Below are 14,487 nucleotides of genomic sequence, written 5' to 3' on the forward strand. Positions count from 1 at the left end.
GTCAGCGCGGTGTATCGAGACGCGCGACTGAATCCGCAGCTCTGGTCTCTCGATACACGCGCTGCGCGCGCACTCGAGACGAACGGGCCTTTGTGATGTCCGCAGGTGCTAGCGCATGAGCACGAACCGCGACATCGCGATCCTCGGCGTCGGCATGCATCCCTGGGGCAAGTGGGGCAAGAGCTTCGTCGATTACGGTGTGAAGGCCGCGCGCGACGCGCTGAAGGACTCCGGTGTGAACTGGCGCGATGTGCGCTTCGTCTCCGGCGCCGCGACGATCCGCAACGGCTATCCGGGCCAGGTTGCCGGCGCGACGTTCGCGCAGGCGCTCGGCTGGCAGGGCGCGCAGGTCAACACTTCGTATGCCGCCTGTGCGTCGGGTTCGCAGGCGCTCGCCGCCGCGCGCTCGAAGATTCTTTCCGGCGAATGCGAAGTGGCGCTGGTCATCGGCTCCGACACCACGCCGAAAGGTTTTCTGAAGCCGGCGCCCGGCGATCGTCCGGACGATCCGGATTGGGTGCGTTTCCGCCTCGGCATCACCAACCCGACCTACTTCGCGCTGTATGCGCGGCGCCGCATGGAAATGTACGGCGACACCCAGGACGACTTCGCGCTGGTCAAGGTCAAGAACGCCGAGCACGGCTTCGAGAACCCCAACGCGCGCTATCGCAAGAAGTTCACGGCGGCGGATGTCGCGGCGTCGGCGATGCTTGCCGATCCGCTGCGCCTGATGGATGTCTGCGCGGTGTCCGACGGCGCTGCGGCAATCATTGTCTCCAGCCTCGATTACGCGAAGAAGCTCGGCAAGGCCAACGCACCGCGCATTGCGGCCATTTCCACCGTGACGCCGAGCTTCGCGTCGGAACTGGTCGAGATGCCAGACATCGCGACCGATTCGGCGGTTGCCTGCGCGCCACAGTCGTTCCGCGCCGCGCTGCCGAAAAAGGCCTATGAAGAAGCCGGCATCGGCCCGAAGGACATGAGCCTCGCCGAGGTCTATGACCTGTCGACGGCGCTGGAACTCGACTGGATCGAGGATCTCCAGCTCTGTGCGCGCGGCGAGGGTGCAAGGCTGGTGCGCGAAGGCGCGACCAAGGTCGGTGGCCGCATTCCGGTCAATGCCTCCGGCGGCCTGGCCTGTTTCGGCGAGGCTGTGCCGGCACAGGCGCTGGCTCAGGTTTGCGAGCTGACCTGGCAGCTGCGCGGCCAGGCGGGCGCGCGTCAGGTTGCCAACGCCAGGGTCGGCATCACCGCCAACCAGGGTTTGTTCGGCCACGGCTCCTCGGTGATCGTCAAACGATGAACACGGCGGAGAAACTGGCGGTGGGCGAAGACGTCGTGATCTACGAAGCGCGCGATGGCGTTGCGACGCTGACGATGAATCGGCCGCAGTATCACAACGCGCAGAACTCGAAGATGACCTACGCGCTCGACGCCGCCTTCCGGCGCGCGGTCGACGACGATGCGGTCAAGGTCATCGTGCTGCGCGGCACCGGCAAGAACTTCTCGGCCGGCCACGACATCGGCACACCAGAGCGCGACGCGCACCTGACCTTCGAGCGCGAGATGCTGTGGCCGGACCACGTCGGCAAGCCCGGCGCCGAGGCGCAGCTGGTGCGCGAGCAAGAGGTCTATCTCGGCATGTGCCGTCGCTGGCGCGACGTGCCGAAGCCGACGATCGCGATGGTGCAGGGCGCCTGCATCGCCGGCGGCCTGATGCTCGCCTGGGTCTGCGACCTGATCGTCGCGAGCGACGACGCCTGGTTCAGCGATCCGGTCGTCAAGATGGGCATTCCGGGTGTCGAGTATTTCGCGCACGGCTACGAGCTGAATCCGCGCATCGCCAAGGAATTCCTGTTCCTCGGCGAGCGCATGAGCGCCGAGCGCGCCTACCAGATGGGCATGGTCAACCGCGTCGTCGCGCGCGACGAGCTGGAAGCGCAGACCTATGCGATCGCCGCGCGCATTGCTGCGCAGCCGCGTCTCGCGCTCGCGCTGGTCAAGCAATCGCTGAATCACGTCGAAGACTTGCAGGGCAAGCGTGCGGCGATGGACAGCGCCTTCGGCTGGCATCACTTCGCGCACGCGCACAACCAGTTGATGACTGGCAACAACCTTGCCGGCCTCGACGCGAAAGCGATGGCCGCCGCCAACAAGTCCGCCAGCCATGAGTGATACCAACCGTCGTTTCGAGACACCGCTGACGCAGCTGCTCGGCTGCCGCTACCCGATCGTGCAGACCGCGATGGGCTGGATCGCCGACGCCAAGCTCGTGGCAGCGACCAGCAATGCCGGCGGCTTCGGTTTCCTCGCCGCCGCAACGATGTCGACCGTGCAGCTCAAGGATGCGATCGCCGCGGTGCGCAAGGCGACGAACGCGCAGTTCGGCGTCAACTTCCACATGTTCCAGCCGAACGCCGCCGAAGTGATCGACACGGTGATCGCGAACAAGGACCGCATTCGTGCGGTGTCCTATGGCCGTGGCCCGGATGCGAAGACGATCAAGCGTTTCAAGGACGCCGGCATCCTCTGCATGCCGACGGTCGGCGCGCTGAAGCATGCCCAAAAAGCCGTTGAACTCGGCGCGGACATCATCACGATCCAGGGCCAGGAAGGCGGCGGTCACACCGGCTCGGTGCCGACGTCGCTGCTGCTGCCGCAGGTGCTCGAAGCCGTGAAGGTGCCGGTCGTCGCGGCTGGTGGTTTCCACAACGGTCGCGGTCTCGCGGCGGCGCTGGCCTACGGTGCTGCCGGCATCGCGATGGGTACGCGCTTCCTGATGAGCGAGGAGTCGCCGGTGCCGCGCGCGACACTCGCGAAGTACATCGCCGTCAACGATCCGGCGCAGATCCGCGCATCGACGGCGGTCGATGGCATGCCACAGCGCATGATCGACAACCCGTATCTGCTCAAGCTCGAACGCGGCGGCTTGCTGCGCCGCCTGTTCGTCGCGCTGAACAGCGCCTGGGCCTGGCGCGCGCATACCGGCATGACGATCGCGCACATGATCAAGACCTTCTTCGGTGCGCTGAAGGAAGGCGATAGCGCGATCCAGACGATGATGGCCGCGAACGCACCGGTGCTGATCCAGCGCGCGATGGTCGAAGGCAAGCCCGACGAAGGCGTGCTGCCGAGCGGCCAGGTGGCGTCGGTGCTGACGACGCTGCCGAGCGTGGCTGATCTCATCTCCTCAATCATTTCCGAAGCCGATCAGCGCATCCAGGCGCTGGAACGACTTCGCACAGGGCAGAACTCATGAGTCACGGATTCTCGACGACGATCCACAACGGTATCGCCGAGCTGGTGATCGACCGGCCGCCGGTCAATGCGCTGAACGATGCGGGTTGGCATGCGCTGGCCGACGAGATCGAACGCATCGGCAAGGACCCGGGCGCGCACGTCATCGTGCTGCGTTCCGAAGGCCGCGGCTTCTGCGCCGGCGTCGACATCAAGGAACTCGACAAGCATCCGGAGAAGATCGTCTCGGTCAACGCCGGCAACTACCGCAGCTTCAAGGCAGTGCATCGCAATCCGCTGCCGGTCATCGTCGCGGTGCATGGCTTCGTGCTCGGCGGCGGCATCGGCCTCGCCGGCGCGGCGGACATCGTCGTCGCGTCCGAGGATGCGACCTTCGGCGTGCCGGAAGTCGACCGCGGTGCGATGGGTGGCGGCGCGCATCTGCAGCGCCTGTTCCCGGTGCAGAAGGTGCGCATGATGTACTTCACCGGCGAGCCGATCACGGCTGCTGAAGCTCATCGTCTCGGCGCGGTCGAGAAGGTCGTTGCCAAGGATCAGCTGCGCGCCGCCGCGCTCGAAATCGCCGTGAAGATCGCAGCGAAGAGTCCGGCGATGATCAAGCTGGCGAAGGAATCGCTGAACGGCATCGAGGACGGCAACCTCGAGGACAAGTATCGCTGGGAGCAGGGCTTCACCTTGCAGGCGTATTCGGAAAAAGACTCCGCCGAAACCCGCCGCGCCTTCGTCGAGAAGCGCGACGCCAAGTTCTGAGGACTGCCATGCGTTTGGAATACACAGATCGACAGAACAAGTTCCGCCAGGAAGTCCGCGAGTGGCTGAAGGCCAATGTGCCGCAGCAGCCGCTCGAGAGTTTCGACACCGCTGAAGGTTTCGAGGCACACCGACACTGGGAACGCAAGCTCAGCGAGAAGGGCTTCAGCGCCGTGACCTGGCCCAAGGATCTCGGCGGTCGCGGCAGCGACCTGATCGAATGGCTGATCTTCGAGGAAGAGTACTGGCGCGCCGGCGCACCGCTGCGCGTCAATCAGAACGGTGTGTTCCTGCTCGCGCCGACCTTGATGGAGTTCGGTACACCGGAGCAGAAGGCGCGCTTCCTGCCGCGCATGGCGACCGCCGAAGACACCTGGGCACAAGGCTGGTCCGAGCCGGGCGCCGGTTCTGACATGGCGGCGATCCGCTGCAAGGCAATCCGCCAGAACGGCCACTACGTCATCAATGGCCAGAAGACCTGGTCGACGCGCGCGGTCTACGCCGACTGGCTGTTCGGCCTGTTCCGCAGCGATCCGGAATCGCAGCGTCATCACGGCCTGACTTTCATCCTGCTGCCGCTGAAAACGCCGGGCATCACGATCCGGCCGATCAAGCAGCTCAACGGCCTGCCGGGCTTCGCCGAGATCTTCTTCGACGATGTGAAGGTGCCGGTCGAGAATCGCCTCGGCGACGAGGGCGCCGGCTGGAACATCGCGATGGCGACCGCCGGTTTCGAGCGCGGCCTGATGCTGCGTTCGCCGGCGCGCTTCCAGCAGACCGCGAAGCAGCTGGTCGACCTGTACATGGCGAACCGCGAGCGTGCCGATGCCGATCCGGCGATCCGCGACGCGGTCATGCGCAGCTGGATGGGTGCCGAAGCCTATGCGCTGGCGACCTACCGCACCGCGAGCCGGCTCGCCAAAGGCGGGCACATCGGCGCCGAAGCGAGCACCAACAAGATCTTCTGGTCGGAACTGGACCTGCTGATGCACGAGACAGCGATGGCGATCCTCGGTGCGCGCGCCGAGTTGATGCCGCATGCGCCGGACGCCGGCGACGTCGGCAACTGGCTCGACGGTTTCCTGTTCGCGCAGGCCGGGCCGATCTACGCCGGCACCAACGAGATCCAGCGCAACATCATTGCCGAGCGCATGCTCGGCCTTCCTCGCGCGTAAGGGCACTGAAATGGACTTCACTTACGACGACCAGCAGCTCGCTTTCCGCGACGCGATCCGCAAGTTCCTGATGGTGGAAGCGGCGCCGGAGATGCTGCGCGAAATCTGGGAAACCACGCAGAGCGGCCGTTCCGCGGCGCTGCGCGCGAAGCTCGCCGACCAGGGCCTGACCGCGCTGTCGGTGCCGGAGGAGTTTGGCGGCATCAATCTCGGCGATCTCGATTGGGCGCTGGTGCAGCAGGAGCTCGGCTACTTCGCGATTCCGGATTCGCTGACCGCCACCGCTTATCTCGCGGTCTATCTGCTGACGCATCTGCCGGCCGACGTCACGCTCAAGCGCGAGTGGCTGCCGAAGATTGCGTCGGGCGAGGCGCGCATCGCGGTCGGTCACCCGATCAATCCGATGGTTGCCGACGCCAAGAACGCGAACCTGCTGTTCCTGTTCCACGAAGACGAACTGCACGCGCTGACGCCGGATCAGGTCACGCTGCAGGCCAACGAGAGCATCGACCAGTCGCGCCGGCTGTACAAGGTGAACTGGACGCCGACCGACGCCACGCGCATCTGCAAGGCGCAGATCGGCAAGCGTCTCTCCGCGGCGGTTGTCGATCGCGCCGGCCTGGCGATCAGCGCGCAGCTGCTCGGCCTCGCGCAGCGCATGCTCGACCTCGGCGTCGACCATGCCGCGCAGCGCAAGCAGTTCGGCAAGCCGGTCGGGTCGTTCCAGGCGGTCAAGCACCACATGGCCGATGTCGCGGTGAAGATCGAGTTCGCCGAACCGGTCGTGCATCGCGCCGCCTATGCGCTCGCGCATGGCGACGCCAAGGCCTCGGTCTACGTATCGCAGGCGCGCCTGCTGACCGGCGAAGCGGCCCTGCTTGCCGCGCGCAAGAGCACGCAGGCGCACGGCGCGATGGGTTACACCTGGGAAGCCGACCTGCAGATGTTCATGAAGCGCGCCTGGGTGCTCAACGCAACCTGGGGTGACAGCCTGTTTCACAAGACGCGTGTCGCGCAGTACCTGTTGACCGAAGGCGCAAGCCTGGGTCCGGGTGAAACCTTCGCGTGAAGTAAACTTCGCCTTCCCGAACGCTCAAAGAATCACCAACGGAAATAAAGACATGGCAGAAGCATTCATCGTAGACGCGCTGCGCACCCCGACCGGCAAGCGCAAGGGCAGTCTTTCGCAGATCCACGGCGCCGATCTCGGCGCGCACGCGCTCAAGACGCTCGTCGGCCGCAATGCGATTCCGGCGGAAGACTATGACGACGTGATCTTCGGCTGCCTCGACGCCATCGGCCCGCTGGCCGGCAACATCGCGCGCACCAGCTGGCTCGCCGCCGGGCTGCCGCTGCATGTGCCGGGGGTGACGATCGATCGCCAGTGCGGTTCCTCGCAGCAGGCTGTGCATTTCGCCGCGCAGGCGGTGATGTCGGGTACGCAGGACGTCGTCATCGCTGGCGGCGTGCAGACGATGACGCAGATCCCGATCGGCTCGGCGATGGTCTGCGCCAAGCCGCTGGGGTTCTCCGATCCGTTCTCCGGCTCCAAGGGCTGGGTCGAGCGTTTCGGTACGCAGCCGGTCTCGCAGTTCGTCGGCGCACAGATGATCGCCGACAAGTGGAACATCTCGCGCCTGGACATGGAGAAGTTCGCGCTGGAGAGCCACCGCCGCGCGCGCGTCGCGCAGAAGGAAGGCCGCTTTGATCGCGAGATCATCGAATGCAACGGCCTGAAGGTCGACGAGACGGTGCGCGATTCGACGCTGGAACAGATGGCCGCGCTCGAACCGCTCGCGCCGGGCGGCACGATCACTGCCGGTGTATCGAGCCAGACCGGCGACGCGTCGTCGGCCGTGCTGATCGTCTCCGAGAAAGCCCTGAAGCGGTACAACCTCACGCCGCGTGCGCGCATCCATCACATCAGCGTGTATTCGGACGATCCGATCTTCATGCTGACCGCGCCGATTCCGGCCACGGCCTACGCGATGAAGAAGACCGGCATGAAGATGTCGGACATCGATCTGGTCGAGATCAACGAAGCCTTTGCGCCGGTCGCGCTGTCCTGGCTCAAGGAAACCGGTTATCCGCACGAGAAGACCAACGTCAACGGCGGCGCGATCGCGTTGTCGCATCCGCTGGGCGCGACCGGCACCAAGCTGATGACGACGCTGCTGCACGAGCTGGAGCGCACCAAGGGCCGCTACGGCCTGCAGACGATGTGCGAAGGCGGCGGCGTCGCCAACGTGACGATCATCGAGCGGCTGTAGTCAGCAATTCCCTCTCCCTCTGGGAGAGGGTTAGGGAGAGGGCGGCGCACAGCGCCGATGCTTGCTGCGCAAGCGCCCTCTCCCTCGGTCCCTCTCCCGCAGGCGGGAGAGGGAGGACCAAATTAGGGAGAGTGTCATGGGTATCTGCGACAACCGCACGATCATCGTCACCGGCTCGGGAGCCGGCCTCGGCCGCACCTACGCGCTGGCGCTCGCCGCCGAAGGCGCGAACGTCGTCGTCAACGACATCAACAGCGCGGCGGCCGATGCCGTCGTCGCCGAGATCAGGGCCGCCGGTGGCAAGGCCGTCGCCGGAGTCGGCGACATCACCTCGATGGCCGGCGCCGACGGCATCATCAACGCCGGCGTCGCGGCGTTCGGCGACGTGCATGGCGTCGTCAACAATGCCGGCGTTGTCCGCGACCGCATGTTCGCGTCGATGAGCGAGGACGAATGGGACCTCGTCATCAAGGTTCACCTCAAGGGCCATTTCTGCATCGCCAGCAAGCTGGTGCAGCGCTGGCGCGATCAGGTCAAGGCGAGCGGCCAGAAAGTCGATGCGCGCATCATCAACACCAGCTCCGGCGCCGGCCTGCAGGGCAGCGTTGGCCAGAGCAACTACGTCGCGGCGAAAGGCGGCATTGCCTCGCTGACACTGGTGCAGGCCGCCGAGCTCGGCCGCTACGGCATCACCGCCAACGCGCTCGCCCCGGCGGCGCGCACCGGCATGACCGAAGGCCCGTTCGGCGCGTTGATGAAGAAGCCGGAAGACGGCAGCTTCGACTACTACGCACCCGAGAACGTCGCGCCGCTGGTCGTCTGGCTGTGCAGCCCGCTGTCGGCGAAGGCGACTGGCAAGGTGTTCGAGGTCGAGGGCGGCAAGGTGTCGATCGGCAACGGCTGGAAGACCGGCACGATCCGCGACAACAAGGCGCGCTGGAATCCGGCCGATCTGACCGAGGTCATCGAAGGCCTGATCGCAACGGAACCGCCGGCGCAGAAGGTGTATGGCACCTGAGCTTCGCGAAGGGGCCATGCATCCCCGCGAAAGCGGGGATTTACCCCTCTCAGGCTCAAAGTTCTGATGGCAGAAACCGATCTCAGCGCAACGCAGCAGGACAGCTACCGCTATTGGGTCGATGAGCGTGTGCGCTTTGCTGACCTCGACCTGATCGGTCACGTCAACAACAAGGCCTACTGCACCTACGCAGAGAGCTGCCGTGCGGCGTTTCTGCGTCACACCGGCCTGTGGGATATGCAGTCGCGCCGGCAGGGCGTGGTGATCCGGCTGGAGATCAATTACCTGCAGGAGCTGAACTACCCGGCCGACATCCGCGTCGGCCTGCGCGTGCTCAGCGTCGGCGGCAGCTCGTTCACGGTCGGGCTGGGCATCTTCAGCGGCGAGACCTGCCACGCCACGGCGCTGACGGTCGTCGTCCGCATCGACGCGCAGACCCGCCAGAAGGTCGCCCTCAACGATGAAGAGCGCGCGGCGCTGAGCCCTTTCCTGGCTTGAATCCAGGCCCGATCGGGGCCGCTTCCGGCGGCAAGGGCGCAGGCGTACAGTAGGCCGATAGCGCCGCTGGAGGGGATGCCATGAAGCGCGGACTGATTCTGCTTGCTGCCTTGGGCCTGACTGCCTGCGCGACGACGGCGCCGGTTGTCGATGCCGAGCGCCTGTTTGTCGACCGGCAATTCCCGGCCCGAGTCGAAGTGCCGGATGCCGACGAGATCTTCGCGCTGACGCCGGAGATGCGCGAGTACCTGAAGGAAGCAGTCGGTCGCCGTCTGCGCGGGAATCGCAGTCCGGCCTTCGCGCTCTACGACATCGTCCACAACGATCTCAAGCTCGACTACGACACTGCGGTCACGCGCACTGCCCAGCAGGCCTTCGAAGCCCGCGCCGGGAACTGCTTGTCCCTGGTGGTGCTGACTGGCGCCCTGGCCCGCGAGCTCGAGCTGCCGACCACCTATCAGAGCATCTCCGGCTTTGAGACCTGGAGCCGCAGTGAAGGCACGGCGTTTCTCAGCGGGCACGTCAATCTGGTGCTCGATACGCATCCACGTCTGGATGGCTTCGGTGTCGCGGCCTTCGAGCGCGAGATGGTCATCGATTTTGTAGAAGACGCGCGCAAGACGGTTTCGCACGCACGCCCTATCGACGAGAACACGATCGTCGCGATGTTTCTCAACAACCGTGCCGCCGAGCTGATGGTGTCCGGTCATCTCGACGCTGCGTATTGGTTCGTTCGTGCGGCGATGCGGCGTGATCCACGCTATCTCAGCGCCTACAACACCCTCGCGGTCATCTACCTGCGCAAGGGCGAACTCCGCGCGGCAGAACGGGTGCTGGATGTGGCGCTTGCACGCGAGCCGGCCAATCCGCAGATGCTGACAAACCTGGTCAAGGTCTTGACGCTGGCGGGGCGCGACAGCGACGCCGATGGGGTCAGGCAGCGCCTTGCGACCCTTGAGCAGTATCCGCCGTTCTTCTTCCTTGACCGCGGTAAGGATGCGCTTGCCGCAGATGACGCCAATGCGGCGCTCGCCCTGTTCCGCAAGGAGCTCAAGCGCATCCCCTACGATCACGAGCTGCACTTCGCCATCGCGCTCGCGGAGCTGAAGCAAGGCGAAGTGCCGGAAGCGCGGGAGCATCTGACACTGGCAATGCGCAACAGCGGCAGTCGCAGCCAGCGCGCGATCTACGCCTCCAAGCTCGAGCATCTCAGGACGCTTGAAGTGCATTGAAGGATTTCAGCTCGGAACGACGGCAGGACAACAGGGGGAATCGCGATGACGACTGATCTGTGGATGCTGGTGGCAACCGGTTTCTGGGGCGCCTTGATCCCGATGATTTACGCGGTAGGGCGCTTCCAGGTGCCGGGCGGCATCGGCTGGGCCTTCGGCAATCGCGAGACGCCGTTGCCGGCCGCACCGTGGGTGGAGCGCACCGTGCGTGCCCACCAGAACCTGACCGAGAACCTCGCGCTGTTCGCGATCCTTGTGCTCGTTGCCCATGTTGCCGGCAAGGCCAATGAGATGACCGCGCTCGGCGCTTCGCTGTTCTTCTATGCGCGTATCGCCCACACGCTGATCTACGCCAGCGGCCTGGTGTATCTGCGCACACTGGCGTTCTTTGCCGGGACTGCCGGTGAAATCCTGATCCTGTTGCAGCTGTTCAAATAGCTGCGCGGCGGCGTTACTCCCAACGGATGAAGCCTCCAGAGAGACGTGCCGGAATAATGCCGGCATGAATCTCAGCCTGACCGAAGACCAGATCATGATCCGCGACGCCGCCGAGAGCTTTCTCGGCGATGTCAGCGCGAGCGCGGCCGTGCGCAAGGCGATGGAGTCGCCGCTGGGTTACGACGAAGCGGTCTGGCAGCGCCTGGGCTCCGAGCTCGGCTGGTGCGGTATCGCGATCGACGAAGCGCATGGCGGTATGGGCCTGGGGCCGGTTGAACTGGCGCTGATTCAGGAGCAGGCCGGGCGTCACCTGTTGTGCGCACCGTTCTTTGCCACGGTCTGCGTGGCCGCCAGCTGGCTGCAGCAGCTCGGCAATCAAGCCGCGCAGGCGCGGTTTCTGCCGGAGATCGCCGCTGGCAATCTGCGCATGGCGGTATCGCTGAGCGCGGCGCCGTCGTCGGTGCAGGCCGATGCTGCCGGCCAGCTCGATGGCGATGCCGGCTTGCTGGTGGATGCGGCGTCGGCGCCATGGTTGCTGATTGCCGCCACCGTTGCCGAAGGCCGCCAAGGTCTGTTCGCGGTGCCGAGCGATGCTGGCGGCGTCACGGTGACGCCGGCGCAGACCTGGGATGCGACGCGGCGCTTTGGCCGCGTATCGCTGAAGAAGGTCGACGCTGCCATCCGTGTCGATGACCCCGCGTCGGCTCAGGCCGGATGGCTGCGCGCTTTCGCGCTGTCGCAGCTCTACCTCGCCGCCGAGCAGCTCGGTGGCGCCCAGCAGTGCCTCGATCTGACGGTGGCCTACACCGCGACGCGCAAACAGTTCGGTCGCGCGGTCGCCGGCTTCCAGGCGGTCAAGCATCGTTGCGCCGAGATGATGGTGCGCATCGAAGCGCTGCGCTCGATGGTCGCCGGCGCCGCAGCGACGGCGGCCGGCGCTGGCGACGATGCAGCGCTGGTCATGGAATGCGCCGCGGCGCGTGTGCTTGCCGCCGAAACCTTCTTCTACTGTGCGCAGGAAGCGATCCAGCTGCATGGCGGCGTGGGCTTCACCTGGGAATACGATCCGCAGCTGTACTTCAAGCGCGCGCAGGCTTCGAGCCACTGGCTCGGCAATGCCGATGCGCTGCGCGAACAACTGGCCACCGCACTGGTCGGCGGAAACGAGGCGAAGGCAACAACACCCGATGCCGATCCGGCGGACCGGGCTTTCCGTGCCGAGATTGCCGGCTGGATGCAGCAACACCTGACCGGTCGCTACGCAGCGATCAAGCATCGCGGCGGCCCCGGCGATGAAGAGGCCGATCCGGCGCTGCGCAAGGACTGGGAGCGCGAGCTCGCGGCCGGCGGCTGGACCTGCGTCGGCTGGCCGCAGGCGCATGGCGGGCGCGGTCTGTCGATCGCCCAGCAGGTGATCTTCCACGAGGAGTACGCACGCGCCGGCGGGCCCGGGCGCATGGGTCATATCGGCGAAGGCCTGATCGGTCCGGCGCTGATCCGCTTCGGCAGCGCACAGCAGCAGCAACGCTTCCTGCCGCAGATCGTTGCCGGTCAGGAGTATTGGGCGCAGGGCTATTCCGAGCCCGGCGCCGGTTCCGATCTGGCCAATGTGCAGACCCGTTGCTGGCAAGAGGCCGACGGCAGCTGGCGCGTGCAGGGGCAGAAGATCTGGACCTCGCTGGCGCACGAGTCGGAATGGATCTTCGTGCTCGCGCGCTGCGAGCCCGGCTCGAAGGGCAACAAGGGCTTGGCCTTCCTGTTGCTGCCGCTGGATCAGCCGGGTATCGAGATTCGGCCGATTCGCCAGCTTGGCGGCGGGTCCGAGTTCAATGAAGTGTTCTTCGACGGTGCCGTCGCGGCGGCGGATCACATCGTCGGGGCGCCCGGCGACGGCTGGAAGGTCGCGATGGGTCTGCTTGAGTCCGAGCGTGGCGTCTCGACGCTCGGCCAGCAGATGCATTTCACCCATGAACTCGATCTGGTCATCGCCGCGGCAGCACGCAACGGCGCGATCAGGGACAGCGCCATTCGCGCGCGCATCGCGCAGGCCTGGTGCGGCTTGCGTGTGATGCGCTACAACGCCGTGCGCATGCTGGCCGACAGTGCCGATGCCGGCCTGCGCCGCGAGGCGCTGATCTACAAGTACTACTGGTCCAACTGGCATCGCGACCTCGGCAAGCTGGCGATGGACGTGCTCGGTGCCGAAGGCGATGTGATGTCCGAAGACGACGCTATCCGCCCGCTGCAGCAGCTGTTCTTCTTCTCGCGTGCCGACACGATCTATGCGGGGACGAACGAGATCCAGCTGAACCTGATCGCGGAACGTGGATTGGGGATGCCGAGGGAAGTAAGGCCGGCCTGACGGCCCTTCCCGTCTCTCGCGGAATGAGGGCTGACGCCGTAGGCTGGGATGAAGCGTAGCGAATCCCAGCAGCAGAGCCCGTCAGCCGGCAGTGTGCTGGGATTGCATCCCAGCCTACGATGTCCCCAGGGGCGGGAGTTGCAGCCCTAGTCTTTCCGGGCGAAGTCACAAACCCCTGATTTCGTGACACTCTGCGCTCATCGAATCCGAAGGATGATCCGCGTATGAGTTCACCCACCGCCGCGCCGCCGTATGTGCCTGCCCACGGCTTGCTCAAGGGCAAATCGGTCCTGATCACCGCCGCTGCCGGTGGCGGCATTGGTTTCGCCGCGGCCAAGCGCTGCCTTGAGGAAGGCGCGCGGGCGCTGATGCTGTCGGACATTCATCCGCGCCGCACCGCCGAGGCCGCCGAAACGCTGGCGAAGGAATTTCCGCAGGCGCAGGTGTTCGGCCAGGTCGGCAACGTCGCGGTCGAGGCCGATGTGCAGGCGCTGATCGACGCGGCCGAAAACCAGCTCGGTGGCGTCGACGTGCTGATCAACAACGCCGGTCTCGGCGGCAGCAAGCGCGTCGTCGACATGACCGACGACGAGTGGCAGAAGGTGCTCGACGTGACGCTGACCGGCACCTTCCGCATGACCCGCGCGATGCTCAGAAAGATGCAGCCGCGCGGGCGCGGCGCAATCGTCAACAACGCATCGGTGCTCGGCTGGCGCGCGCAGAAGGAACAGGCGCATTACGCGGCGGCCAAGGCCGGCGTGATGGCGCTGACGCGCTGCAGCGCGCTGGAGGCTGCGGACTTCGGCGTGCGCATCAACGCGGTGTCGCCGTCGATCGTGTTCCACGATCACCTGCGCAAGAGCGCGCCGGAAGCGCTGCTCAAGGAGCTGGCCGCACGCGAGGCTTTCGGCCGTGGTGCCGAAGCCTGGGAGATTGCCAACATCATGGTCTTCCTGGCGTCGGACTACGCTTCGTACCTCGTCGGAGAGACGCTCTCCGCATCTTCACAACACGCATAGAGAGCCCACGATGAGCCAGGTTTTCACATCCGTCGAACAGATCGTCGCCGCCGTCGGCCAGCAGCTCGGCACCAGCAACTGGCTGAAGATCGAGCAGGAGCGCATCAACCAGTTCGCCGATGCGACCAACGATCATCAGTGGATCCATGTCGATCCGGTCAAGGCCAAGGAAGGGCCGTTCGGCGCCCCCATCGCCCACGGCTACCTGACGCTGTCGCTGATCTCTGACTTCCTGCCGCAGATCATCGACGCGCGGATCAAGATGGGCGTCAACTACGGCTGCGACAAGGTGCGCTTTCCGTCGCCGGTGAAGGTCAACAGCCGCGTCCGCGGTGTGGGCCAGCTGGTGGCCGCCGAGGCGACCAAGGATGGCGGCGTGCAGGCGGTCATCCGGGTTACGGTGGAGATCGAGGGCGAGGCCAAGCCGGCCTGTGTGGCCGATACGGTGTCGCGCTACTACTTTTGAA

At 65.7% G+C, this 14,487-nt stretch carries 14 protein-coding genes and 1 pseudogene; all 15 read left to right on the forward strand.

What is annotated here, in order from left to right; genetic code table 11:
* Positions 1-115: 115 nt before the first annotated feature.
* The 15 genes and pseudogenes from AC3WUF_RS17510 (at position 116) to AC3WUF_RS17580 (ending at position 14,486) form a co-directional block, all read left to right on the forward strand.
* Positions 116-1,303 carry a lipid-transfer protein gene (locus AC3WUF_RS17510; protein WP_492427969.1) on the forward strand — a complete coding sequence of 396 codons (1,188 nt, stop codon included), beginning with the start codon at positions 116-118 and terminating at the stop codon, positions 1,301-1,303.
* Complete coding sequence (locus AC3WUF_RS17515) at positions 1,300-2,175, forward strand: enoyl-CoA hydratase (RefSeq protein WP_492427971.1); 876 nt, start codon at positions 1,300-1,302, stop codon at positions 2,173-2,175. Before AC3WUF_RS17510 ends, AC3WUF_RS17515 begins: the two co-directional genes overlap by 4 nt.
* Positions 2,168-3,259: an NAD(P)H-dependent flavin oxidoreductase gene (locus AC3WUF_RS17520; protein ID WP_492427973.1), complete on the forward strand. Its 1,092-nt coding sequence runs from the start codon at positions 2,168-2,170 to the stop codon at positions 3,257-3,259. The genes AC3WUF_RS17515 and AC3WUF_RS17520 overlap by 8 nt, the downstream gene beginning before the upstream one ends.
* Positions 3,256-4,008: an enoyl-CoA hydratase family protein gene (locus AC3WUF_RS17525; protein WP_492427975.1), complete on the forward strand. Its 753-nt coding sequence runs from the start codon at positions 3,256-3,258 to the stop codon at positions 4,006-4,008. The genes AC3WUF_RS17520 and AC3WUF_RS17525 overlap by 4 nt, the downstream gene beginning before the upstream one ends.
* A gap of 8 nt (positions 4,009-4,016) precedes the next feature.
* On the forward strand, positions 4,017-5,183 hold the full coding sequence (locus tag AC3WUF_RS17530) for an acyl-CoA dehydrogenase family protein (protein ID WP_492427977.1): 1,167 nt from the start codon (positions 4,017-4,019) through the stop codon (positions 5,181-5,183).
* 10 nt (positions 5,184-5,193) lie between these two features.
* The gene (locus AC3WUF_RS17535; protein WP_492427979.1) at positions 5,194-6,252 is read left to right on the forward strand and encodes an acyl-CoA dehydrogenase family protein; all 1,059 of its coding nucleotides are present in this window, start codon (positions 5,194-5,196) and stop codon (positions 6,250-6,252) included.
* Between the two features lie 52 nt (positions 6,253-6,304).
* Positions 6,305-7,453 carry an acetyl-CoA C-acetyltransferase gene (locus AC3WUF_RS17540; protein WP_492427981.1) on the forward strand — a complete coding sequence of 383 codons (1,149 nt, stop codon included), beginning with the start codon at positions 6,305-6,307 and terminating at the stop codon, positions 7,451-7,453.
* Positions 7,454-7,589: 136 nt separating this feature from the next.
* Positions 7,590-8,471 carry an SDR family oxidoreductase gene (locus AC3WUF_RS17545; RefSeq protein WP_492427983.1) on the forward strand — a complete coding sequence of 294 codons (882 nt, stop codon included), beginning with the start codon at positions 7,590-7,592 and terminating at the stop codon, positions 8,469-8,471.
* A 66-nt stretch (positions 8,472-8,537) separates the two neighbouring features.
* Positions 8,538-8,969 (forward strand): acyl-CoA thioesterase, encoded by a 432-nt coding sequence (locus tag AC3WUF_RS17550; RefSeq protein WP_492427985.1) that lies wholly within the window; start codon positions 8,538-8,540, stop codon positions 8,967-8,969.
* Between the two features lie 80 nt (positions 8,970-9,049).
* Positions 9,050-10,201 carry a tetratricopeptide repeat protein gene (locus AC3WUF_RS17555; protein WP_492427987.1) on the forward strand — a complete coding sequence of 384 codons (1,152 nt, stop codon included), beginning with the start codon at positions 9,050-9,052 and terminating at the stop codon, positions 10,199-10,201.
* A gap of 45 nt (positions 10,202-10,246) precedes the next feature.
* Positions 10,247-10,639 (forward strand): MAPEG family protein, encoded by a 393-nt coding sequence (locus AC3WUF_RS17560; RefSeq protein ID WP_492427989.1) that lies wholly within the window; start codon positions 10,247-10,249, stop codon positions 10,637-10,639.
* Positions 10,640-10,703: 64 nt separating this feature from the next.
* Positions 10,704-11,780 (forward strand): annotated as a pseudogene (locus AC3WUF_RS17565) (acyl-CoA dehydrogenase family protein); the annotation flags it as partial.
* Between the two features lie 9 nt (positions 11,781-11,789).
* Positions 11,790-13,001 carry an acyl-CoA dehydrogenase family protein gene (locus AC3WUF_RS17570; RefSeq protein WP_492428431.1) on the forward strand — a complete coding sequence of 404 codons (1,212 nt, stop codon included), beginning with the start codon at positions 11,790-11,792 and terminating at the stop codon, positions 12,999-13,001.
* Positions 13,002-13,225: 224 nt separating this feature from the next.
* Positions 13,226-14,020, forward strand: coding sequence for an SDR family oxidoreductase (locus tag AC3WUF_RS17575; protein ID WP_492427991.1), 795 nt, complete (start codon positions 13,226-13,228; stop codon positions 14,018-14,020).
* 10 nt (positions 14,021-14,030) lie between these two features.
* Positions 14,031-14,486, forward strand: a complete 456-nt coding sequence (locus AC3WUF_RS17580) for a MaoC family dehydratase (protein ID WP_492427993.1) — start codon at positions 14,031-14,033, stop codon at positions 14,484-14,486.
* Position 14,487 lies beyond the last annotated feature (1 nt).

The organism is Fontimonas sp. FW305-C-3, from assembly GCF_058783185.1.